Source organism: Marinilabiliales bacterium, from assembly GCA_007695015.1.
In the GTDB taxonomy this organism is placed as follows: Bacteria; Bacteroidota; Bacteroidia; order Bacteroidales; family PUMT01; genus PXAP01.
The window spans coordinates 1-25012 of the sequence record REEN01000047.1 but is presented as its reverse complement, the minus strand read 5'-3'; the positions used below and the strand labels follow the sequence as shown (position 1 = coordinate 25012).

17 protein-coding genes and 1 riboswitch are annotated in these 25012 nt (G+C 49.4%); of the genes, 7 read left to right on the top strand and 10 right to left on the bottom strand.

From position 1 onward, the window contains the following. Nucleotide 1: 1 nt before the first annotated feature. From EA408_05220 to EA408_05200, 5 genes are all read right to left on the bottom strand, one after another. Nucleotides 2–1327, bottom strand: a complete 1326-nt coding sequence (locus EA408_05220) for a V-type ATP synthase subunit B (GenBank protein ID TVR73242.1) — start codon at nt 1325–1327, stop codon at nt 2–4. Further along, nucleotides 1327–3096 carry a V-type ATP synthase subunit A gene (locus tag EA408_05215; GenBank protein TVR73241.1) on the bottom strand — a complete coding sequence of 590 codons (1770 nt, stop codon included), beginning with the start codon at nt 3094–3096 and terminating at the stop codon, nt 1327–1329. The genes EA408_05220 and EA408_05215 overlap by 1 nt, the downstream gene beginning before the upstream one ends. Before the next feature lie 18 nt (nt 3097–3114). After that, nucleotides 3115–3954, bottom strand: a complete 840-nt coding sequence (locus EA408_05210) for a DUF2764 family protein (protein ID TVR73240.1) — start codon at nt 3952–3954, stop codon at nt 3115–3117. Nucleotides 3955–4078: 124 nt separating this feature from the next. Further along, entirely contained in the window at nt 4079–4699 is a 621-nt protein-coding gene (locus EA408_05205; protein TVR73239.1) for a V-type ATP synthase subunit E, read from the bottom strand. Between the two features lie 286 nt (nt 4700–4985). Next, a complete protein-coding gene (locus EA408_05200; protein ID TVR73238.1) occupies nt 4986–6563 on the bottom strand; it encodes a peptide chain release factor 3 in 1578 nt (525 codons plus the stop codon). 142 nt (nt 6564–6705) lie between these two features. Here EA408_05200 and EA408_05195 point away from each other — a divergent pair, with 142 nt between their 5' ends. Beyond that, nucleotides 6706–6954, top strand: a complete 249-nt coding sequence (locus EA408_05195; protein ID TVR73237.1) for a hypothetical protein — start codon at nt 6706–6708, stop codon at nt 6952–6954. A gap of 9 nt (nt 6955–6963) precedes the next feature. Here EA408_05195 and EA408_05190 read toward each other — a convergent pair whose 3' ends face one another. Next, nucleotides 6964–8937: a DUF4154 domain-containing protein gene (locus EA408_05190; protein ID TVR73236.1), complete on the bottom strand. Its 1974-nt coding sequence runs from the start codon at nt 8935–8937 to the stop codon at nt 6964–6966. 190 nt (nt 8938–9127) lie between these two features. Here EA408_05190 and truA point away from each other — a divergent pair, with 190 nt between their 5' ends. Both truA and EA408_05180 read left to right on the top strand, forming a co-directional pair. Next, on the top strand, nt 9128–9922 hold the full coding sequence (gene truA, locus EA408_05185) for a tRNA pseudouridine(38-40) synthase TruA (protein TVR73235.1): 795 nt from the start codon (nt 9128–9130) through the stop codon (nt 9920–9922). A 173-nt stretch (nt 9923–10095) separates the two neighbouring features. Continuing rightward, the gene (locus EA408_05180) at nt 10096–12840 is read left to right on the top strand and encodes a S9 family peptidase (GenBank protein TVR73234.1); all 2745 of its coding nucleotides are present in this window, start codon (nt 10096–10098) and stop codon (nt 12838–12840) included. A 104-nt stretch (nt 12841–12944) separates the two neighbouring features. On the opposite strand, the gene EA408_05175 is transcribed toward EA408_05180, so the two are convergent. Then, nucleotides 12945–13526, bottom strand: a complete 582-nt coding sequence (locus EA408_05175; GenBank protein ID TVR73275.1) for a thioredoxin family protein — start codon at nt 13524–13526, stop codon at nt 12945–12947. A gap of 184 nt (nt 13527–13710) precedes the next feature. Between EA408_05175 and EA408_05170 the strand changes: the two genes are divergently transcribed. Next, nucleotides 13711–15732 (top strand): S9 family peptidase, encoded by a 2022-nt coding sequence (locus EA408_05170; GenBank protein TVR73233.1) that lies wholly within the window; start codon nt 13711–13713, stop codon nt 15730–15732. A gap of 25 nt (nt 15733–15757) precedes the next feature. On the opposite strand, the gene EA408_05165 is transcribed toward EA408_05170, so the two are convergent. The 3 genes from EA408_05165 to ligA form a co-directional block, all read right to left on the bottom strand. Beyond that, a complete protein-coding gene (locus EA408_05165) occupies nt 15758–16675 on the bottom strand; it encodes a 4-hydroxy-tetrahydrodipicolinate synthase (GenBank protein TVR73232.1) in 918 nt (305 codons plus the stop codon). 6 nt (nt 16676–16681) lie between these two features. Next, nucleotides 16682–17230 carry a hypothetical protein gene (locus EA408_05160; protein ID TVR73231.1) on the bottom strand — a complete coding sequence of 183 codons (549 nt, stop codon included), beginning with the start codon at nt 17228–17230 and terminating at the stop codon, nt 16682–16684. 78 nt (nt 17231–17308) lie between these two features. After that, nucleotides 17309–19315: an NAD-dependent DNA ligase LigA gene (gene ligA / locus EA408_05155; GenBank protein TVR73230.1), complete on the bottom strand. Its 2007-nt coding sequence runs from the start codon at nt 19313–19315 to the stop codon at nt 17309–17311. A gap of 125 nt (nt 19316–19440) precedes the next feature. Further along, nucleotides 19441–19645, top strand: a riboswitch (cobalamin riboswitch). Here ligA and EA408_05150 point away from each other — a divergent pair. The 3 genes from EA408_05150 to EA408_05140 form a co-directional block, all read left to right on the top strand. Next, nucleotides 19642–21732 (top strand): TonB-dependent receptor, encoded by a 2091-nt coding sequence (locus EA408_05150; protein ID TVR73229.1) that lies wholly within the window; start codon nt 19642–19644, stop codon nt 21730–21732. Its footprint overlaps the riboswitch before it by 4 nt. Nucleotides 21733–21825: 93 nt before the next feature. Next, the gene (locus EA408_05145; protein TVR73228.1) at nt 21826–22944 is read left to right on the top strand and encodes a YncE family protein; all 1119 of its coding nucleotides are present in this window, start codon (nt 21826–21828) and stop codon (nt 22942–22944) included. 61 nt (nt 22945–23005) lie between these two features. Beyond that, the coding region (locus EA408_05140; GenBank protein TVR73227.1) for a PKD domain-containing protein at nt 23006–25012 on the top strand (2007 nt) is incomplete at its 3' end.

The window sequence follows — 25012 nt, the reverse complement described above, 5'->3', positions numbered from 1 at the left end:
ACTATTTTTTACGCGGCCAGTATTTGTCCGTCATCTCCTTGCGGATACCAACCTCGGCCTGGGTAAAGTGCTCTTTAAAAAGTTCCCATCCTGTATTAAGCATTTTTTCGGTATCAATGTTAACATCAATAGCAAGGAGTTTATTTGAATAATCTTTTGCAAATTTGAGGGTCCTCTCATCATAGTCCGTCAAATCAAAACCGTTCTCAAGCTTGGTACGGGCATTTGCTGCATCCGCATAGAGACGCACCGCAGTGTTCATAACCTGCGGATGATCCTCCCTGGTCTTCTTGCCGATCACAAGCTGCTTGAGGCGTGACAGGCTCCTGAACGGATCGACTATAACCTTGCCAATCTCGGTATCACGGCGCAGGAAAAGCTGTCCCTCGGTTATATAACCCGTATTGTCGGGTATTGCGTGAGTAATATCTCCCCCTGAAAGGGTGGTAACCGCAATAATGGTGATCGAGCCGCCTTCCGGGAACTGGACCGCTTTTTCATACAGCTTTGCCAGGTCACTGTAAAGCGATCCGGGCATACTGTCCTTCGAGGGTATCTGGTCCATCCTGTTTGAAACGATACTGAGAGCGTCGGCATACAGCGTCATATCTGTAAGGAGCACCAGCACGTTTTCGTTCTTGTCGACAGCAAAATATTCGGCCGCTGTCAGGGCCATGTCGGGTACGAGCAGGCGTTCAACCGGGGGGTCCTCTGTGGTATTTACAAAGCTGACGATACGGTCAAGCGCGCCGGCATTGTCAAACACATTTTTAAAATAGAGATAATCGTCATTAGTGAGCCCCATACCGCCGAGTATGATCTTGTCAGCCTTTGCCCTCAGGGCAACCATTGCCATAACCTGGTTGAACGGCTGGTCAGGATCGGCAAAGAAGGGTATTTTCTGGCCTGTTACAAGTGTATTGTTAAGATCTATGCCGGCTATACCCGTGGCAATCAGTTCCGATGGCTGCTTCCTTCTTACCGGGTTTACGGAGGGCCCGCCGATCTCCCTCTCTTCCCCTTCAACCTCGGGTCCGCCATCTATGGGCAATCCGAATGAATTGAAGAAACGCCCTGCAAGATCATCACTCACCTTTATTACGGGAGGCCTGCCGTGAAAAGTAACCTCGGCATTTGAAGGAATACCTTCGGTGCCTCCGAATACCTGGAGGGTAACACTCTGCCCCTGTATCTTAACAACCTGAGCCAGACGGCCGTTAACCGAGGCCAGTTCCTCATATCCCACGCCCTCGGCATTCAGTGAACATGTTGCCTTGGTGATCTGGGTTATCTTAGTGTATATTTTCTGAAAAGCTTTAGTTTCCATTACGCTGATTTCTTTTCGTCGATTATATAATACAATTCTTTTTCGTGTCTCTTAAACTGATCAGATTCAAACTCCGAATAGTTCATCTGTTTCAGTTCGTTGATAATCCGCTTGAAATAAGGGTTAACCTCTTCAAAGCTATCAAACTCAAATTTAGTGTTGTATACATCAAGCACCTTATCGAGCATGTACTTCTGTCTGGGTAAGGGGCAGGAGCGGTCGATCGGGTCAAATGCGTCCTGCTGGAGAATAATGAAATCTATAACCTCGGATTTCCATAAATCAAGGTGGTAACTGATGGGAACACCATCGTCTCCAAGAATGTTGATCTGCTCTGAAGCCTCCTTACCCCTGATAAGTATATTTTTGACAAGCATCACATTATCCACCCATGTATCTGATATCTTTTCCTTTATGTAATCCTGTAACTCGGGGTATTCGAGATATTTAGAATAGCTGTCAATCGGGTCGATCGCAGGGTAACGCTTACTGTCGGCACGCTGCTGTGAAAGAGCGTAGAAACAGCGTGCTGCTTTTTTGGTCGATTCAGTCACAGGCTCCTTCAGGTTACCACCCGCAGGTGATACTGTACCTATAAATGTTATGGAGCCGGTCTCACCATTATTCAGGTAAACAAAGCCCGCCCTTGAATAGAAGTTGGATATAATTGCCGGAAGGTCCATCGGGAAAGCATCCGGGCCCGGAAGCTCCTCCATACGGTTTGACATCTCCCTGAGGGCCTGTGCCCATCTTGATGTTGAGTCAGCAAGCAACAGGACCTTAAGTCCCATAGCACGATAATATTCCGACAGTGTCATTGCGGTGTATACCGATGCCTCACGAGCTGCAACAGGCATATTTGAGGTGTTGGCAATAATGGTGGTGCGCTCCATCAGCTTCCTGCCGGTCCGGGGGTCGTCAATCTCCGGAAACTCCGCAAAGATCTCAACTACCTCATTTGCCCTCTCTCCGCAGGCTGCAACAACCACTATGTCAGCCTCAGCCTGTTTGGAAATTGCATGCTGGAGAACAGTCTTGCCACTGCCGAAAGGACCGGGAATGAACCCTGTACCACCCTCCACTATCGGGTTAAGGGTATCCATGGTCCTGACCCCCGTCTCAAGAAGTTTGAAGGGGCGTGGCTTATTCTTATAGGTTTTGATGGGTATCTTGACAGGCCACTTCTGGACCATGGTAACCGGCACCTCGTTGTCTTTATCGTCGGTAAGAACTGCGATCTCGTCATTAATAGTGTACTCTCCTTCACCCACAACACTTTTAACCTTGTATTTGCCCGCAAATTTGAATGGTACCATGATCTTGTGGGGCTGCTCATTCTCATTCACCTCACCCAGCCAGTCACCGGCCAGAACCTGATCACCCTTCTTTGCCAGCGGCTTGAACGTCCATTTCTTTTTGTCATCCAGCGCGGCGGTATAATCTCCCCTCTTCAGGAACACCCCGTCCATCTTGTTGAGGTCATGCTGAAGTCCGTCATAATTCCTGGAAAGAATACCCGGACCAAGTGTTACCTCGAGCATACCCCTGGAAAACTCAACATCAGTGTCCACCTTCAGTCCCCTGGTGCTCTCAAATACCTGGATATAGGCACGGTTCTCAATAACCTTGATGACCTCCGCCATCAGCTTGACGTTTTCGAGATTGATATAGCAAATTTCATTCTGAGAAACCGGTCCGTCAACATCAACCATCACAAGGTTGGCTATGACGCCGGTCACTTTACCCCTGGTTAGATTATTTTCTTTCATGTGTATAAAGTATGATTATCAATTTACCTGTTTTACCGAAAACTCTTTGGGAAACTCATAACTCTGCTGAAGCTGATCCAGAAGCTTTGTGAACATCTCTTTTCCTGTTTCATAATCCATATCAAGCCAACGATTTATCATCTGCAGTTTTTTGACAAAAGCGAGCAGAACTTCTATGGTGAAATAGTTAAACGTGTTAAGCTCATCCATAAATTCCCAGCGCAGTTTATCCATGGCAATCTCCCTTTCCAGGAGGTTTTCATTTTCATGGATTGCTACGAGCTTTTCCATCGGCCCGAAATCATTAACCAATCCGAAGTCCTTGAGCGTACTTTTTTTGACCGCCTGAACAATACTATTATCTCCTATAAAAAACTTGTCTCCTTCAAGCTTATGCTTTCGTACATTGAAACCTGCAACTATATTTCTCAGGTTAAGGTCAAAATCAAACCATTCCCGCAAGTATGCATTCGGGCATTGCAACAGGTATTCATAAAAAAGCCATGTAAGCTGGTCTTCCCACGAAAGTCCGTCAAAAACGGAGTTCCCTGATTTATAAGCGGTAATAAATTGTTGCATGTATTCGGGCGCAGCCGACGGCTCTCTGATCTCCTCCTCAAGTTCTTCCTGTGAATACTTACCACTGTTATCAAATTCCCCGCCCGTTTTCATCAGAAGGTTCAGCAGATTCTTGTTATCGGCCGGGAGAAACAGCAACTCTACAAGCCCAAAATCATCAGGGTGCAAATGATACTCCATATCCTCCTTGAAATCGGCTATGGAAAAATTGAGTTTTTTCTGGTCGATCAGAATTTCAGGCAGTCCGGCTACCAGATAGTAGTAGTTTCTTTCAAACATTACTTAATTATACAGGTTAATTTCATATTAAGCACTTGATAAAAATGATTAAACCGTAGGCGTGGCGGCCAAAACCGGTTACAGTTGCCGCAGCAGTAGTTGCGGGCAACACTACCATCCGGCACTATTTTTCTTCCGGATATAGCAATTCTTTGGTACGGGGCCTGATGTAGTTCTTGAAAAAATTCTCAAAATCCTCATCTGTAAAGCTGATCTGATAACTGCCATCTTTGGGCCCTATCTTGAAACCAGCCACCACACTGTCATCAAATCTAATCTCAAGTCCGGCATCCAGGAGTGCTTTCTGCTTTTTGTTAAAATAATCGTCAAGCTCCTTTTTGTCTTTTTCCGGCAACAAAACAGCCACATCCATAGTTTTGCCGGACTTCGGATCCCAGTTTTTAACGGCAACTTCGATGATCTTCTGCAGAAATTCCTTCTCCTTAAAAGCCTCCTTTATATTCTCACCGGTAGCCTTTGCCGTTACCAGACCGGTGATCTGCTGCTTGATAGTATTAATCGCCTGCCTTGCCGAAAGCTTAACCTCAGAGTTCACATTCTTTTTAATCTCCTCTGCCTCCTTCTTAGCCTTCTCAATTATCTGTCCGGCATCCTCACGCGCCTTTTCCTGCATCTTCTCAACCTCGGCCCTGGCATTGTCAATAATCTGCTGGGCCTCTTTATTGGCCTTATCGACCCCTTCAGCATAGATCTTCTCGGTTAATTCCTGAAGTTTATTTTCCATGTGGATGAAATTTTACTTTTATATAATTAATTTACTACTGTCTGCTATAATTAATGACCTGACTATAATTGTAATATAGTATATATACCAAAAAAGGTCAAACAAATGTACAAAATAATTAGAAAACTAAATTTGTGTTGTGTGTACAGCCGGATTTTATTTTTTAGCAGCAAAAACAACGCCGGCAAAAATAATCGAGTACACATAAATAATTCATGACAATCATCATTTGCCAGTCCGGCAAGGTATCCGACAGAGCATCGAAGCCGTTTTGCAGTACCCGTCATCAGAACTCCGATATGGTATGGAAATTGATGGCGTCATATTTTTCTCTTGCCATCTGGAGACTGTATTCCGAATCAGCCAGGAACACATCCCTGCCCCATTTGTCTTTAGCCATATTCTGCTGTTTGCGCATTCTGAAATCGTCAAGTTGCTCCCGGCTGCTGCTCTCCATCCAGCAGGCCTTGTGAATATTCAAAGGTTCGTACCTGCAGGTAGCCCCGTATTCATGCTTTAGCCTGAACTCGATAACATCAAACTGCAGGGGTCCCACTGTGCCAATTATCTTCCTGCCATTCACCTGGTTGACGAACAACTGTGCAACGCCCTCATCCATAAGGTGGTCAAGCCCTTTTGCCAGTTGTTTGAACTTAAGGGGGTCGGCGTTCTCGACATACCTGAAGAATTCTGGTGAGAAACTGGGTATTCCCTTGAAATTAAGCACCTCACCCTCTGTCAAAGTATCTCCTATCCTGAAATTCCCTGTATCGTGAAGGCCAATTATATCGCCGGGGTATGCCGCATCAACCACCGATTTACGCTCTGCCATGAAGGCAGTGGGACTGCTGAACTTCTGCTTTTTGCCTGTGCGTGTATGAAGATAAGGCTTATTGCGCTCAAAAATACCGGAGCAGATTTTCACAAAAGCCAACCGGTCACGATGGTTGGGATCCATATTGGCATGTATCTTGAACACGAATCCAGTGAATTTATCCTCGCCGGCATGAACCTCCCTCTCAACCGCTTTTATGGTACCTGGCTCGGGAGCTATTTCAAGGAAGCAATCGAGCAAAGCCTTGACACCGAAATTGTTAAGCGCAGAACCAAAGAACACGGGAGCCAGAGCTGCCCCTAAATACTGTTCCCGGTCAAACCGGGGGTATCCGGCCAGGGCAAGTTCAATATCATCCTTCAGTGATGCAGCACCGGACCCTAAATAGCTGTCCGCTTCCCCCGAAAGGATATCATTTACCTTAAAATCCTTCTGTTCCGGGTGACTACCTGAAGATGGGAAAAGGTCAAGCTTCTGCTCATGCATGTTGAACACACCCTTGAAACCTCCTCCGCTCCCAATCGGCCAGCTGAGCGGACAGACGCTGATCTGCAGTTCTTTTTCAAGGTTGTCAAGCAGCTCGAAAGGATCGAGGGCGGGCCTGTCCATCTTGTTTATAAATACGATTACAGGCGTTTTACGCATACGGCATACCTCCATCAGTTTCCTTGTCTGCGTTTCAACACCCTTCGCTGCATCAATTACTATTATGACACTGTCAACCGCGGTCAGCGTACGGTATGTATCCTCTGCAAAATCCTGGTGGCCGGGCGTGTCAAGGATATTCACCTTATAACCCCCGTACTCGAAGCCCATGACCGAGGTGGCAACCGATATGCCTCTCTGCCGCTCTATCTCCATGAAGTCGCTCACGGCCGATTTCTTGATCTTGTTTGATTTCACGGCGCCGGCAACCTGTATGGCACCTCCAAACAGCAGAAGTTTCTCAGTGAGGGTGGTCTTACCTGCATCAGGATGGCTTATAATGCCGAATGTCCGTCTCCTCCGGGTCTCTCTGTTCAAATTCATCAATTGAATATCTCAATAAAAACTGCAAAATTAATCATTTAAAGACAAACGGAAAACCGGAACATTCTTTGCATTTCTCGCATAATTGCCCTAATTTTCGAGCCTGATCAATCTAATACACATTATCTGTATCTGAGTTGTTATGGAAAAAATCAATCTTACAAAGAAACTGGCAGCACTCTTTTTTGTCGCTCTTTTCGCAGCCGGATCGTTCATGTTTAAATCATGCGAACTGGAGGACTCAATGATGTGCAGGAAAGCCACCTATGTTGATGGTGTTCTCGATAGCGCAACGGAATGGGAAAAGTATTCGGGCCTCAGGCTGGAGGAGATACTCGATGAGGAGGATGTGACAATTGGCAACCGCACCACACGGTGGGAATGCAAATAGTCCCCGCTCCTATATCCTGAGACCGATCATAACCACATCATCGGTCTGTTCGTTATCACCTTTCCACTCATCAAAGCTGCGGACCAGAATTTCCTTCTGCCTGATCATCGGTTCGTCCTTGATCTCCATAAGGAGACTGACCAGCCTCTTACGCATGAATTTCTTGTTATTATCCCCGCCGAACTGGTCAATATAACCGTCAGAGAAGATGTAGACCTGATCTTTGTCCTGCAACTCAATAATGTGGTTGTTGAAGTCCATCATCCTGTCGCTTATGGCAACGGGCATCCTGTCTCCCTTGTACTGGAAGGCCTCGCTTCCGCGGATGAGTATCAGTGGGTTGTTGGCCCCGGCAAACTGTATTGTTTTGTTCTCCTGGTTGATAGCGCATACGGCAATGTCCATGCCGTCCTGTATCTCCTCCTTGCGGCTCCCCTGCTGGTGAAAGGCATTGATCACATCCTCCCTCAGCTTGTCGAGTATCTCGGAAGGCCGGGTAATCTTGCGGGTATTCACTATATCGTTGAGGAAGGTCACCCCCAGCATGCTCATAAGGGCGCCCGGCACTCCGTGACCGGTACAATCGGCAGCCACCACGATAACCTCATTGCCAATCTTCGATTCCCAGTAAAAATCACCGCTCACCACATCCTTGGGCCTGTACATGATAAAAAAATGATCCAGAATTACACTGAAATTGGTATCATCGGGCAGGATCGCCCGCTGTATCCTCTGGGCATAGTTTATTGAATCCCAGATAAGCTTGTTCTGCTCGACTATCCTGTCCCTCTGCTCTGCTATGCTGTCCCGCTGCTGCTGTATCTCATCGCGCTGTTTGGTAATCAGCCTGTTCTTCTCTTCCAGTTTTATATTGGCTTCTTTCTTGATGCGGTAGCTTTTGTAAATGAAATAGGCAAGAGCTGCGATGAATACCAGCATAACAATGAAGAACCATATCAGAAGCCTCTGCTTTTCTATCTGTTCAAGCTGCCTGCCCAGGATGACATCCTGCTCTGCTATCATATTCTCCTGTTCGTCAATCCTCTCCATCTGACCGGCAAGTATGGCACTCTGCCTTTCTGACTCCCGGCGGTTCTCTTCCAGTTCCTCCATCTGTTCACTTATCTCCCTGCCCTGTTCTGCTATCTGCCGGTTCTGCCTCTCCACCTCCCTTTGGCGGGCGGCAATTTCGCCTTCTAGCTTTTCAAGCAGCTCCCCCTGCCGCTCTATCTCCTCCATCTGCCTTTCAATATGGTCACGCTGCTGGTCTATACGTTCGGACTGCATCTCTATTTCGGCAAGCTGCTCCTCTATCAGGCGGTTCTGCTCCAGCACCAGTATCTTTTCCTGCTCCAGCTCAAGCTCCACCAGACGGTAAATCTCCTGCCAGTCCGCCTCCGTTGTCACGGCATGCTCCCTGAAAAGCTCGCTTACATGCAGGCCCTCCTCATTCATACGGTCCTCATTGACCTCAAACCTCTGCTGGCCATCATAAACGATGAAATTTATCATAGACCGGTGGAACTCATAATTCTCGCTTATAAGGAGTGTATGGTTGCCCCTGATGCGTGCAAGCACAAGCGCAATGTCGTAATCATACCTCTTGTTAACATAAAGAAGGCTTACCGGCGTAATTTCATCGATGGTTTCAAAGCTTACCACCTCCACGGGCCTGCCCTGTATTTCGCCCCTGAGTGATGCGTTGTGGCTGATCACCGGGAAGAGATCCTCCACAGGCTCCAGGACACCTATCCTGAAAACAGATATATCGTCAATATTCTCCCATTTTACATACCTGGCTATGTCAAGTATGTAAACTGACCGGGATTCATTGTCAAACTCCTGCGTCCGGGCAACAGACCCGAATACCAGGAGGAAAATGGTTATCAGCACAGCAGTTGCTGCCGCAAACGGCTTTCCGGCTGCAAAAAATCCGCTAGCCGGCCAAACCGCTGTTTTAACTGCAGTTGAATAGGGTTGCATAGGTCCGGAGTTTTAATTATCCGATACGGTATATATCTACACAAATTTAGCATATTAAAACAAATATAAGATCCTCAACGGCACTATCGCACCTGTCAGTCCCAAAACAACCCAAAATTGTTAACTTTGCTTCTCCACAGGTTGCAGTTCGTTGATAACCGGGCCGGCGACCAGGCAAAATGCATAATAATTGGGTCAGAGATATTTCATAGAACTCTCCTTCCGGGGAACGGAATACTGCGGGTGGCAGATACAGCCCAATGCCCGGAGTGTGCAGCAGACCATTGAAGAGGCAATGGCGCTTCTGCTTAAGGAGAAGATAAGACTTACCGGGGCGGGGCGGACCGATACCGGGGTTCATGCAAGCTATTTCGCCGCCCACTTCGAATCGCCGTCACTGAAGCCCGGGAACACTGCCGAGACAGTGCGTAAACTTAATCATATGCTCCCCGGTGACATTGCAATATCAGACATCTTCCCGGTGAATGAAAAGGCCCACAGCCGGTTCAGCGCCAGGTCACGCACCTATAAATATTATATTAGTATCAGGAAAAACCCCTTCAGGCAGGATACCAGCTACCACCTGTACCCGCCTCCCGATATTGATGCAATGAACCTTGCAGCTACCGAACTGATCAGGCACAGTGACTTCTCTTCCTTCTGCCGGTCCAACAGCAACGTTAAGACCCATATCTGCAAAATCATCAGCGCATCATGGAAAGAACATAACGGAATGGTCATTTTTGAGATAAAGGCCGACAGGTTTTTGAGGAACATGGTAAGAGCCATTGTGGGCACGATGCTGGAGCTGGGCCGCGGCAGAATCAATGTTGCACACTTTCGCGATATAATACTGGCGCAGGACAGGCAAAAGGCAGGCACCTCGGCACCCGCACAGGGACTGTTCCTGACAGGCATAGAGTACCCGGAAGAAATATTTGAATTCAGAACCGGACCACATGCCGCCGGCAGAAAGCCGGTATAGATCATGTCAATCTGCTGCTCATGCTTAAAAAAAATAAAAACATATTGCTATTTTTGATATTCCGCCGGCACGCAGTCGGGTTAATGCATCCCTGCTGCCAAAAAAAGTAACAATAGGAAAAAAGTGACAACCGGAAAAAACAATCCAATCTGATATAATTCAATCCAACAGCTATGATGAACAGCAGTAAACTCCTCAGAACCGGTATTTTGCTGCCGGTCGTTTTTATTCTGGCACTAAGCATTACCGCACAGGAAAGACGTGCCATGACACTGGAAGACATAATGAATTTTCACCATATGCAGTCACCGGCAGTAAGCCATGACGGCAAATGGGTTGCCTATGCAGCTTCGCCCGACCGTGGCGACGGATACGGAGTGCTCGTCTCTGCCGCAGGTAACCCTGAATATATTGTCGACCGAGGTACAAGACCCGCTTTTTCTGCCAACGGAGAGAAGGCCCTGTTCCTGCAGGCGCCCCCCCTTGCCGAAACCGAAGGCAGGTCTGCCTCAGACAGGCCAAATAATGCAGCGGTGATGATAAGTACGGCAGACGGCTCGGCTACCGCTTTTAAAGATGTCAGAAGAGCCTCATTCAGTACACTTCACAGCTACCTGTTCGTGCATCACCATGCTGTTGAGGACACCACCCTGAACAAAGATCAGAACGACCGGATGAAGAAGTCCGGTACCCCGCTGCTGATAAAAGACTTCGGCAGCAACAAAGAGGTAACCCTGCCTTTTGTGGAAACGTGGACTGTCGACAGCCTCTCCTCCACGCTGGTATTTACCGTCAGCGACACCCTCGAAGCGAATAACGGACTTTTCAGCCTTTCACTGGCAAATCTGGATACACCTCCCGCTTTTATAGACACTACTGAAAAAGCAAAGTACAACAGGTTCACCTGGCATGAAAGCACACGGCGCCTGGCCTTTATGAGAGCTGAAGACCTGGAAAAGGACACCCTTGAAACTGCAGCCCTTGTCGTATGGGAGCCGGGTGGCGCTATTAGGGAGATCGTTGGACAGGAGGATGCACCCGGGGGTATGTTCCTTCCTTTCGACAACAGTCCGGGCTGGAGCAACGACGGTAAAATGCTCTTTTTTGGTTTCAGGCCTGACCGGTTTGCAGCCGGGCCTGAAGAGAAGAAAGAATATTCATCTGTGCTCGATTCAATAGGCCAACAGGCAGATATTGATATCTGGCACGGCGAGGACCCGCTTATCAAAACGCATGAAAAGATCATGTGGAACCAGTTTAGCAGACAGAACCTGTCAGCCGTATATCATATCGAAGAGAACAGGATTGTACCTCTCGCCTGCGAAGAGGTACCCGATCTGATTACCCCCAGGGGAGGGAAGAATGCTCTTGCCTCCTCCTCACTGCCCTATGCGAAAAGAATAACCTGGGAGGGGCGTTTCAGGGACATATACCTGGTAAACCTGCTGGACGGCGGGAGGACCCTCGTTGCAGAGGAGCACCAGGATATGGCGGCACTCTCTCCCAACGGCCGTTACCTGATACATTTCGACAACAAACACTGGCATTCGTATGAGGTATCCACCGGGAGGGTCACAAACCTGACAGAAAATATCGATATACCCTTCTTTAGCGAAACCATGGACCGTCCGGCCGAACCCGGCAGCTACAGGACGGCTGGATGGCTTGATGACGGGGAATCGGTACTGATATACGACAGGTACGATATATGGAGGGCAAATTTGCGGACCGGAGCGATGATGAACATAACAGGCGGTGAGGGCCGCAAAACCGAAACCGTATTCAGGATCAGGAGACTTGACAACGAACCGCTTATTGGCCTTAACGATATACTCTTTGCCGAAGGCTATAACGAGACCTCCAAGGAGAGGTCCATATGGTCGCTCAGATCTGACAGGCAGGGGGTTAACATGCTTCTCGACGAAGGCAGGAACCTCCGGCTGAGGCTTCTTTCGGAAGACGGGCAGACCATAGTGTATACCCGTGAATCTTATGATGAGTTCCCTGACCTGTGGGTTACCGGCAGGCGTTTCAGGAACCCGGTAAAGGTGTCTGACCTGGGCAGGCAGATCGGTGAGTTCAACTGGGGGACGGCAGAGCTCATATCATTTAATTCGGCAGACGGCGTGCCGCTTGACGGTATTGTGATCAAACCGGGCGATTACGACCCTTCCAAAAAATATCCGGTATTTGTCTACTACTATGAGCAGTTTTCTCAAAGGCTGCATGATTTCAACCAGACCGTGATAAACCACCGCCCATCGTTCGGGTATTACGCCAGCAACGGATACGTGATATTCCTGCCCGATATTCACTTCAAGGTTGGCCGGCCTGGCATGTCGGCCGTAAACGCGCTGGTTCCGGGCGTGCATAAACTTATTGATCTGGGCATAGCCGACCCTGATGCTATCGGGTTGCACGGCCATTCGTGGAGCGGTTATATGACAGCCTATGTGGTGACGCAGACTGACATCTTCAGGGCGGCAATAGCAGGCGCCCCCGTGTCGAACATGACAAGCGCATATGGCGGTATCAGGTGGGGAAGCGGACTGGCAAGGCAGTTCCAGTATGAGACGGGTCAGAGCAGGCTTGGTTCATCCCTTTTTGACCGGCGATACCTCTATATAGAAAACTCACCTCTCTTTTATGCCCATGAGATAAACACCCCCCTTCTGATAATGCACGGCGATGTGGACGAGGCAGTACCCTGGGAGCAGTCCATCGAGCTCTATCTGGCAATGCGGCGTGCAGGAAAGGACATCATCTTTTTGCAATACAGGGACGAGCCCCATCACCCGCAGAAATACCCCAACAAGGTTGACTACACCATAAGGATGAAGGAATATTTTGACCATCATCTGAAAGGGCATGAAGCGGCGGACTGGATAAAGAACGGCGTACCTTACCAGGGTCGCTGACTTACAGCAGGAGGCTGTGATAACCTCACAGCCTCCTGGTTGTTTTATACCTCATTTTGCAGTGTTTCAACTGCACGGTGATACATGTCCCAAACCACTGTTTGCTATATAAGGTCGCAGGCATCGGCCGGCATCCAGTGGGCATCCTTGCCATCCCACTTGACATTGCAGCCTATCGGGTTGGTGAGCGGCACACTTACCTGCCTGCCTGCAATGATATCTTCAAGGGCGTTTTCAAGATCGTTTACCGTCATTTTCGAACTGTCCCTGGGAGAATCGATACCGCGCCCGCCATATACCAGTCTCCGCTCCCCGTCGAAAACATAGAAGTGGGGTGTGCGTAAAGCACCGTATTTCATTGCCACCTCCTGTGATTCATCGTAAAGGTACACCCAGGGGAACTTATGCTTCTTCATCCGCTCCACCATATGGGGAAAGTCATCTTCAGGATAGGTGTTTTTGCTGTTTGAGTTGATGCCTGCAAACCTGACACCATGTGGTCCGAATTTTTCAGCTGTAGCGCGGGTCACCTCGTCGGAACCTATAACATAGGGGCAGTGATTGCAGGTAAAAAACAATACAAGCACCTTTGCGTCATCAAAATCTGCCAGCGAATAGGTTTTTCCATCAGTTGCAGGGAGCCTGAAATCAGGCGCCCTGTCGTTCAGTTGCAATGTAAAGGCCATCTTGATCATATTTTTGGTTTAACATCAGCTTATCTGTAGTTTATCAACGTGCAAGGCTCATAAATTGTTCAATTGTCATTTATGTTCCCGGGTCAGCCTGCAGATATCTCATAGGATTTTAATTATTTTTTTTTAATCTTCACAGGTCACAATAAAGGCAACTAAACCTGAAAAACAGAAGGCCATGAAGAAATCAATCATTATTTTCATTACTGCAGCGTTTGTAATATCAGCCAGTGGCAATGACCCTGCCGGTTTTACCGCCGAACACCTCTGGCAGATGCGCAGGGCCGGTGCGCCTGTGGTATCTCCCGACGGGAGTCGCACACTTTTCACACTCACCGGATATGATCTTCAAAGTAATGAGTCATCAACATTCATATATCTGTTAAACAATGAAACCGGTGAAAAGAAGCAGATCACCTTCACCGGAAGGGAATCATCACCATTCTGGTGCCCGGAGGGAAAGCATATTGGTTTTTTGAGCAGGAGGGACGGCAACCCTGCCCAGGTTTACATAATGGAGCACGGCTGGGGCGAGGCCAGAAAAATCACCGGCCTGCCTGTCGGCGTATTTGCTCCCAGGTGGTTTCCTGACGGTAAAAGGATCGCCTTTGCCGCCAATATTCACCCAAACTACAACGGGTGCTTTGACAGGCTTGAGGATATCATCAATGAGCAGAGGGATAGCAAGGTAACGGCAAAGGTTACCGAGAACGTGATGTACAGGTTCTGGGACAGGTGGCTGACAGACGGGTTTTTCCCGCGCCTCTTCTCTGTCGACATAACATCGGGCGAGGTAACTGACCTGATGCCCGGCACCTCCAACTTTTTCGCCATGATGGGCGGTGTGTCCTATGATATTTCACCGGACGGACAGGAGATCGCGGTATCAATGAACAGCATACCCGAGCCGTTCGAGAAACTGAACTACGACATATTCCTGCTGCCGGCCGACGGCAGCGGTGAGATGAGGAACATAACCACCCGCAATCCTGCCGACGATACGAACCCCGTATACAGTCCCTGTGGGACCATGATCCTGTACGGCAGGCAGAACCAGGCCGATTTCTATGCCGATAATGTTCAGATGGTGGTATACGACAGGTATAACGAAACACACCATAATATCACGGCAGATATCGATCTCTCATGTGAACAGTGGCAGTGGTCGCACGATGGCAGTACAATATTCTTCCATGCGCAGCATAATGCAAAAAAGCCCCTGTTCTCAATTCCTTCCGGCGGAGGTAGCCACACCATTCTTTTTGATGAGGGCAACAACAACAGCCTGCAGGTCACCCCGGGGGGATCAATCATATTCACCCACGACAACCTTAACAGTCCCGCCGACATCTACATCACCACGCAGCGGGGAGGTAACGCAAGACAGCTGACATCGGTCAACAAAGATCTACTGGAGGCCATCAAGCTTGGCAATGTTGAGAACGTAACCTATAAAGGGGCAAACGGAGCCGACATACAGATGTATATTGTCTATCCGCCCGGTTTTGACCCGGATAAAAAATATCCCCTGGTACTTATGATACATGGAGGCCCCCACAGCATATTCGGCGACCAGTGGCACTACAGGTGGAACGCCCACCTCTTCGCTGAACCGGGATATGTTATGGCATTACCAAACTTTCATGGTTCAACAAGTTTCGGTCAGGAGTTTGCCCGGTCAATCCACGGTTCTCATGCCGACCTGCCCTTCAGGGATATCATGAAGGCAACCGACTATATGATCGGAAGGGGCTTTATTGACGAGACACGTATGGCAGCAACCGGCGGCTCATATGGCGGCTACATGGTAAGCTGGATAGCAGGGCACACCGACAGGTACGCGTGCCTGGTCAATCATGCCGGGGTGTACAACATCCACATGCAGTTTTCGGCCGACTATACCTGGTACCGTCCGCACCAGTACAGCGGATCGCCATGGGAAAATTTTGACAGACTTATGGAGGCAAACCCTGCCATGTTCGCGCACAACTTCAGCACACCGATGCTGATAATCCACGGCGAGCTTGACTACAGGGTGCCCGTGGGTCACGGACTGCTGGTATATGGTATTTACAAGAGAATGGGTCTGGACGCCAGGCTTATATACTATCCTGATGAGAACCACTGGATATTGTCACCCCGGAACTCCGTATTCTGGTATGATGAGTTCCTGGACTGGCTTGCCAGGTACCTGGACTAGAAGCTGAGGGACCTGCTGCCGGTCATCAGCCGGCATACAGGCTCTCCTTTATACCGTCCAGTTCCTCGATAAGCGACCTGATCTTGTTGTAGGTTTGTGTGGAAACCTTGCAAAGTGGCAACCTGAGGTTGTTATGTATCAGCTTTCTGATATTCAGGCTGGCTTTCACACCAGCCGGATTCCCCTCAACGAAATGTGCGTTCATCAGATCAAGCAAGGCATTCTGGTAAGCCTGAGCCTTTCTGAGTTTTCCTTTCAATGCAAGCCTTACCATTTCAGAAAGCTCAAACGGGAACGCATTGGCAGAAACCGATATGACACCTGATGCACCGAGGGCGATCATGGGCAGGGTGAGCTGGTCATCGCCCGATATCACCATGAAATCCTTCGGTTTGTTCTTAAGTATGTAATTGACCTGGTTGAGATCTCCGGAAGCCTCCTTGGTGGCTACTATGTTCCTGCAATCCCGGGCCAGCCTGACAGTGGTCTCAGCCGTAATGTTCTGGCCCGTCCGGCCGGGAACATTGTATATGATAACCGGAAGTGTCGACGCTGTGGCTACCTTTTTATAATGCAGATATATACCCTCCTGGGTGGGCTTGTTGTAATAGGGTGAAACAGAGAGGATACCGGCCAGCGGCAGGTTCTCATCGCAAACAGACTGTACGGCACTTACCACTTCATGCGTATTGTTTCCCCCGACACCCATAACAACCGGAATCCGGTTATTGACCTTTTCAATTACAAAATTTATAACAGCAGTTTTTTCATCCTGGTTCAGGGTCACCGATTCACCGGTAGTGCCCAGTGCAACAATGTATTCCACCTTTCCTTCAATGAGGTGTTCAATCACTTTTCCCATGGAGGGGAAATCGACACTTTCGTCATCCCTGAAAGGAGTAACAACGGCCACCCCTGTGCCCTGAAATAATTTCTTCGACATAATATATTATTCTTGTTTCCTGTTAATTACATGCAGATAATGGGTTATCTGCTCAATAAGATACTCTGTATTCCTGCTGTTGCGGACATCGATAGACAGGTCTGTCCTGTCGTTGTTTTCCCTGAACCTTCCGGTTTTGAACCTGGCCCTTGAGAGAGCATGGACATACTCCAGCGGGAAAATATCGTCAAAACTCAGATTCATTAATATATCAACCTCCCTGTCAATGAATTCGTTTACAAACTCCGGTTTTGGCCTGAAGTACCAGTCAAGGTCACCGCGGCAGAAGAACTGGTAGCTTTTCCTCAGAAGCAGCTGGTCGGGTACCTTCTCATCGTCCACATAACCGAGCACAAAAACCTTCTTGCCTTCCCCCTCGAGCCTTCGCACAAATTCATGTACAGCATCAAAGCTGCCGGTTGCCGCTGGCTGAAACAGTATTCCTACACTACCGGCATCGGCCAGATTGACAAACTGCTTGTTGCGCCTCAGCTTCCTGAGCTTTCTTCCAAGCAGAAACATGCCTGTTCTTTTCCTTATTCTTTCCAGAAACACTATAAGATTGCTTTAATCAGGTATAAAATGCAATATTAACAAAAAATATGCGGGCTTCACCTGCAAAATCGAAAAACCCTAACTTTCCAGCATCTCCTCAAACTGCTCCTCAGTAATTACCGGCACGTTCAACTCTTTGGCCTTTTGCAGCTTTGATGGTCCCATGTTATCCCCTCCGATAATAAAATCAACATTAGAAGAGACTGCTGAAATGTTTTTACCCCCGTTTTGCTCGATAAGGACTTTGAGCTCTTCCCTGGAATGTCGCGAAAAGGTGCCCGATATCACGAATTTTTTACCTGCAAGCTTGTCCCCGGCATTAGCATCCACCGGCCCATCAGCCTCCATGGTAACCCCGGCCCTGCGTAGTTTATCAATCATATTCCTGTTCTCCTGAACAGAAAAATATCCGGTCACACTGGCGGCTATCTTCTCCCCCACCTCATCAACGGCGAGCAGCTCCTCCATTCCGGCATCCATCAGCTTATCGGCCGAAGGAAAGGCCTCTGCCAGCTTCCGCGCCACTGTCTCCCCTACGAAACGTATCCCAAGAGCATATAGCAGCCTGCTCCAGGGTGCCTTTTTGGATTGCTCAATGCTTCTGATAAGGTTTTGCGACGACTTGAGCGCAAACCTTTCAAGCTTAATAAGATCCTCTGCTTTCAGACTGTAAAGATCGCCGGCATCTCTCACCAGTCCCTGTTCAACCAGCAGCTTTGCCGTGGCACCTGCCATGTTGATGTTCATGGCACGCCTGCTGACGTAATGTTCTATTCTTCCAAGTATCTGGGGGGGACATGTATTCTGGGCGGGACAATAGTGTTTTGCCTCGCCGGGAACCCTGGTAAGTGCTGTACCGCATGCAGGACAGTTACTTATATATTCAACAGGCCGGCTTCCGGCGACCCTTTTTGAGCTGTCCGCACCTACTATCTTGGGAATGATATCGCCTCCCTTCTCAACGTACACCGTATCTTCCGTATGGATATCATGAAGTCTTATCTGTTCCTCATTATGGAGTGATGCCCGTCTGACGGTTGTCCCGGCAAGGCTCACCGGCTCAAGGTTGGCTACCGGGGTAATAGCTCCGGTTCGCCCCACCTGGAAATCGACCGATAAAAGTCTGGTGGCGGCACGTTCTGCCGAAAACTTGTATGATATTGCCCAGCGGGGTGTCTTGGCGGTATAGCCAAGCAAGCGGTGCAGTTTGAAATCATTTAGCTTGATAACCACGCCGTCTATGTCGAAAGGAAGTTTGGACCGGTTCTTTTCCCAGTGATCAATAAAATTGTATACCTCTTCAAGAGAAGAACACTTTCGTGTATGTTCTGATATCTTGAAACCCCATTTACCTGCACTGACAAGGTTTTCATAATGGAGGTCAAAGGGCAGGCCCTCTCCCATAACCCCGAAGACAATGCAATCCAATGGCCTGCCTGCAACTATTGAAGAGTTCTGTATCTTCAGGGTACCTGCCGCTGCGTTGCGGGGATTGGCAAACAGGTTCTCTCCCTTCCGCTCCCTCTCCTCATTCAGCTTCTCAAACCCCTTCCGGGGAAAAAGTATCTCACCTCTTGCCTCCAGCAGTGGCGGGTAGCCCTCACCCTTCAGCCTGAGCGGCACACTCCTGATGGTCCTTACATTAAAAGTTACATCATCTCCCTGTTCCCCGTCGCCTCTTGTTACTGCACGGGTGAGAATGCCCTCCTCATAGGTCAGGCTGATCGCCACGCCATCATATTTGAGCTCACAGACGTAATCAAACTCTCCTTCAACGGATTTTCTTATTCGCCTGTCAAATTCAGCCAGCTCTTCAGGCGAGTATGTATTCCCAAGTGAAAGCATGGGGTACCGGTGGCGCACCTGGGGAAACTCCCGGCTAATGTCGCTTCCCACGCGCTGCGAAGGTGAAGCAGGATCAAAATGTTCGGGGAATTCACGCTCCAGCCCGATCAGCTCTTCCATGAGCCTGTCATATTCAAAATCACTTACAGAAGGGTCGGCAAGGACATAGTACCTGTAGTTGTGCTCTTCCAGTCTCTTCCTCAGGATCAGTATTCTCTCACGAGCGGTTCCTCTGTCCATAATAATTATTTTCAAAATGGTTTTTTGAGAAGGTAAATTTATAAAATTAACAGATATGGCCCCCTGATGTTGATAAGTAATATGAGGAAAAGAGAACACTCCCGGAACGTGTATGAAAAAATGGCTATATTTGCATCTGGATTGGTTCCTGCTTGCAACTTCCTGCAAACGGGATGAAAAGGGAACCGGGTGAGAATCCCGGACAGTACCCGCTGCTGTAATCTCCGTCAATCCTTCAGGGCATTCCTGCCACTGTTGCCGGTTACGGCAATGGGAAGGCGTCCTGAAGGGGAGTAAGTCAGAAGACCTGCCAGATCCTGTTACAGATGTTCGGGGTTAAACATAATTATTCCGGTTTGAAAACCACGTTATTCTTTTTTTGCATATTCCTGATCCTTTTATTGCCTGTACAAGGCAATCCGGTGCCCGGTGATCCGGCAACAGGTGATCCGGCAAAAGGTGATCCGGCAACAGGTGATCCGGCAACAGGGGGCCCGGACAATAAAGAAAGAGCCGGGAGTAAAGCGGCCGGCGCCGACAGCCTCATGCTGCTTCACATTAACGAGGTTATTATAGAGGAGCACCGCAGTTCATTCTTTCATGAAGACAAGAGGTCGGCCGAACCTGACTCCCTGACAATGCTGGCATTCTCAGGCAGCGATCTCGGCACGCTTCTGCCGGCATTCACCACGGCCTATATAAATACTCCCGGAAGTGCAGGTTCTGCAGCCTCCCTGTTCCTGCGCGGCACAAACTCATACCAGTCCGCCATATCCTGGAACGGTTTTGTGCTCAATTCTTTGACACTTGGCATGGCAGACCTCTCCCTGGTACCGGTCGCGGCCGCCGATGAAATCAAAGTGGTATATGGTGCTGCAGGAAGCATTGCCGGGAGCGGTAATACCGGGGGGGCGGTCCTGCTCGGGAACAGGGCGGACTGGAACAACAGGGTGCGTACAGAAATAAGAAGCGAACTGGGCTCATATGACAACCGCCACTATTCGGTAACCGGGCGATTTGGCAATCCCCGGATACAATATCACATTAACATATTCTCTCACCAGGCTGAAAACGATTTCCGCTACACCGATATATACAAACCGGGCAATCCCCGCGAAACCATTGCCAATAATGCGCTCGATAACAGGGGTACCATACAGAACCTGTTTCTGAGACTGCCCCGCGGCAACAGTATTGAAGCAGGCCTCTGGTACCAGGTCAGGGAAAAACAGCTTCCGGCAATTATGGGGTCTTACCTTCCTGCCATTGCCGTGCAGGGCGACAATTCAGTCAGGGGATATGCAAAATGGTCAAAAATATGGCACAGGTCCGTTCTTTCTGTCAATACGGCAATCTTTGACGAGACTATGACCTGGGATGACGGCAGCCGGAATGCTGCCGGCAACGCCCAGCCTCTGTCAGAGATAACCGCCAGGCGTTTTATGGGCGATGCCAGTTACCGTGTATGGGTGACGGACCATCTTTCAGCCGATGGCGGTTTTATATTCTCATCCCTTTCAGCAAGTGCCGGTTCTTATGTCCGGCAACCGGCCGAGTATCGCACTGCTGTATTCTCAGCGATCAAGCTGGCGCTTCCGGCACTGACTGTCAATACCTCGGCAAGGAAGGAGTATCACCCCGGCATCGACATACCGGTACTTCTTTCTGCAGGCGCCAGGTACAGGCTGCCTTCAGGCCGGCTTTCAATAATTGCAAGCTACTCTGACCAGTTCAGGGTTCCCACCTTCAATGACAAATACTGGTATCCGGGTGGAAACCCCGACCTCCTTCCCGAAACAGGCTATTCTGCCGATGCGGGTCTGTCGGTGGTGCTTCTAAGCAGTCAGCACCTGCAGCTTGAGGCTGAAACAGGCATATACAGGTCACGGTTAAAAAACATGATACAATGGGTACCCACCAGCAATAACAGCTGGTGGCATCCCGAGAACCGGGATCTGGTTAATGTCAGAGGTCTCGAAGCTTCGGTGTCAGCCGGCGGAAGTACAGGCAACCTGCATTACGGTGCCAGGGCCGGCTATAACTATGCAAAATCAATGGTGGAAAGCCTTCAGCCGGAAGAGGGCAAAAAGAGTCCGAAACACCTCAGGTACATGCCTCCGCACAGCGGCTCACTCAGCATCAATGCAGGAAAAGGAAGGGGCTATACAGGGGTTTCCGTCAACTACACGGGCAACAGGCACACCACGAGCGATAACAATCCCCTGCACATGATGCCACCATTCATGGTTTGTAATGCATGGGGGGGCTATAGAGTAAATCTCTGGGGTATTTCAGCGATGCTTCAGATCAGGGTGATGAACCTTTTCAATGAACAGTACCAGGTGGTCAGATCCTATGCAATGCCGGGACGCACTTTCCACCTTGGGCTTACACTTGGCTACAATGATGCTCACTAAAAAAAAATATTCAGCGGCTGCATTGACAGGTATAATTTTTATATAAACGGCTCCTTCACCAGGGGAGGAGATTAATGCAGAACCGGTTTTCAAATGTTAACCCCTATGATCAAACCAACTAAATCATTGAAAATGGATCTCAGAAAAACAATGCAATATTTCCTGTTAGCAGCAGGTACGATATTTTTTATCTCGTGTGAAAAAGAGGATGATACCCCGCGGCTGGAAGGTTATGCAAGAGGAGTATTCATAGTCTGCGAAGGTACCTTCAACGCCAGCAACGGCTCGATAAGCTGGTATGACCCCGACTCCAACATAGTTATGAACAATCTTTTTGAACATGTCAACGGCCGGCCTGCCGGCGATGTGTTACAATCATTTACCCTGGCCGGAGATCTGGGGGTAATAGTGGCCAACAACTCGCAGAAGATCGAAGTGGTTGACCTGGCAACCTTTGAATCGGTTTCTACCATAACAGGTTTCACATATCCAAGGTATTTCGCCTATACAGGAAACGGCTCCGGCTACCTTTCAAACGGCAACCTTGACGGTCACGTTTACAGGGTTGAGCTGGAAAACGGAATAATTACCGATACCATCGAAGTCGGAATGGGACCCGAGCAGATGGTGGTGGCCGGCAACCACCTGTATGTTGCCAACAGTGGCGGCTGGGCATTCGACAACACGGTATCGGTCATAGACACCCGCAGCAATGAGGTGGTTACCACCGTTGAGGCCGGCGATATCCCTGTAGCGCTAGTAACCGACCGCGATGGTAACGTCTGGGTCCTTTCAAGGGGCAGGGTGGTTTACAACGAGACCTGGACGGAAATAATTGAAGAGACCGATTCCAGGCTTGTCCGAATCAATCCGGCAACTTTGAAGGCGGACCGCAGCGTGGTGATCGGCGTCAGAGGTGACGGTTTTAACCCCTCATGGCTCTCAGTTTCTGCTGACGGGGAAACTCTCTATTACGGAGAGGCAGGGGGCGTGTATGCAATGGCAATCGACAGCCAGGTTCAGCCTTCCGAACCAATGTTGCCGGACAATTTCTCATATGCAGCAACCTGCCCGTCAACAGGCCGTTTTTTCACCCTTGAGATCACTGATTATACTTCACCGGGGAAACTGCATATTTTTAATGACGGTGATCCGGAAGGGAGCTATAATACGGGAATAGCGCCTCGGGGACTGGCTTTCGGACACCACTAGGACGGGCAGGTACTTATCTCTGCCTTTTTTTCCTGTAAAAAATTTCATTTACTTTTGGGAAATGACAGGACGGGACAAAAGGAAATTCAATTGCATATTATCAGTCAGGTTGCTGATAGCGGTTAGCCTTGCCTGTCTTCCGGTTTATGATGCTGCAACGCAGATAAGCCATGGAGGAGAGCCTGCCGCCGCCCTCCTCAGATCCCCGGGCAGTCTGCCTGTGATAGAGATGCCCGTTTTCGACCTTTCCCGGTATATTTCCGATATGGAGCAGGATGATGGTGCCGGACTGAAACCCCTTGTTTTTGCGAAACCTTTTTCGGTGAGCATTGATCCCCTGAAAGACGGGATCTGGGAGGAACTTGCAGATGGACGAAGGGTCTGGAGGGTCTCAATCAGGTCAGCCGGCGCATACTCACTGAACATTATTTTCAGCCGGTTCACCCTCGCGGAAGGAGCCTCTGTTTTCCTTTACTCCCACTCGCTTACACAGGTACTGGGTGCATTTGACCACCGTAATAACCAGCGGCACGGCACCCTTGCTGTATCACCAGTTGAAGGTGACCGTATTGTCGTGGAGATGCAGATGCAAAAAGGAGCCACACATTACGGGGAGCTGGAGATCGGAACCGTAGCCCATGATTTTATCGGCATACATAACCTTAAGAGCAGCAGGTTCGGGTTCTCGGGAAAATGCAACATAGATATAAACTGTCCCACAGGTGATAACTTTCAGACTGAAAAAAACGCCGTTGCCAGGCTTGTTATAAACGGGATACAGCTCTGTACAGGGGTTCTGGTCAATAACACCGCCAATGACGGCAAGCCCTACCTGCTCACTGCAAACCACTGCATTGATAACAGTAACAGGGCCGCAAACACCGTCTTCCTTTTCGGTTACGAGAGTCCTTTCTGCAACGGGAGTGACGGCCCCCTCAACCAGAGCCTTTCAGGGTCAGAGCTGCTCGCCACCCAGCAGAACCTGGATTTCACGCTTGTCAAATTAAATGAAAAACCTCCTAAGTCCTACAATGCATGGTATGCCGGCTGGAACAGGTCGCCCGATCCGCCTGCAGCTCCGGTGGCAACAATTCACCACCCCAACGGCGATGTAAAAAAGATAGCGGTATCTGCTGAACAGCCGGTAACCGCCACTTTTGGGAGCGGATACACAGCCAACGGTCACTGGCATATAGAACGATGGGGCCTCGGCACCACGGAGGGAGGCTCCTCAGGCAGCCCCCTGTTCGACCATAACGGCTCGCTGGTAGGGTTGCTGACCGGCGGAGATGCCCGCTGCGGAGATGCGGTAGATGATTTCTACTGCAAATTTTCGCTGGCATGGGACAGGTACGAAGGTACAAACAGCCGGTTACAGCCCTGGCTTGACCCCGACAGCACGGATGCCTTTATGGTCGGGGGACTGAACCCCTGGGGAGAAGAGGAGCTGTCAGCCCGCTTCACCGTCAGTACCACTGAGATATGCCAGGGCGACAGGGTGGTTTTTACCGATTTTTCCACAGGCAACCCCGGGACATGGGCCTGGGATTTCGGAACCGGAGCATCACCGCGTACGGCAGATACGAGGGGACCACATTTTGTAACCTATAACCAGGGAGGGAAACGCAAAGTTAAACTTGCAGTTACATCGAACGGAGAAATTGATGAGAAGGAGGCTGAGATAGACATGGCTGTAAACGCAACCAATATACCCCGTGCAGGCTTTAACTATTCGCAGGACGGACTGGAGGTTGCGTTCCTGGACCTTTCCGAGAATGCCGCCTCATACTACTGGGAGTTTGGCGACAGGCGCACCAGCACCCGGCAGGAGCCGGTACACACCTATTCCCGATCAGGTCAGTACACTGTCAGTCAGGTGGTCAGGAACAGGGCCTGTGCCGATACGGTTCAACATTTTATCACCCTAAGTCCGAATTTCCTGCCCCGGCATCCGGAAACCGGGATCAGGGTATATCCGGTTCCTGCAACCACCTACCTTGTCATTGAAGCGGGGCAGGTTTTTGACACCGACCTGCATATTGAGTTATATTCATCAGGCGGAAGCCTG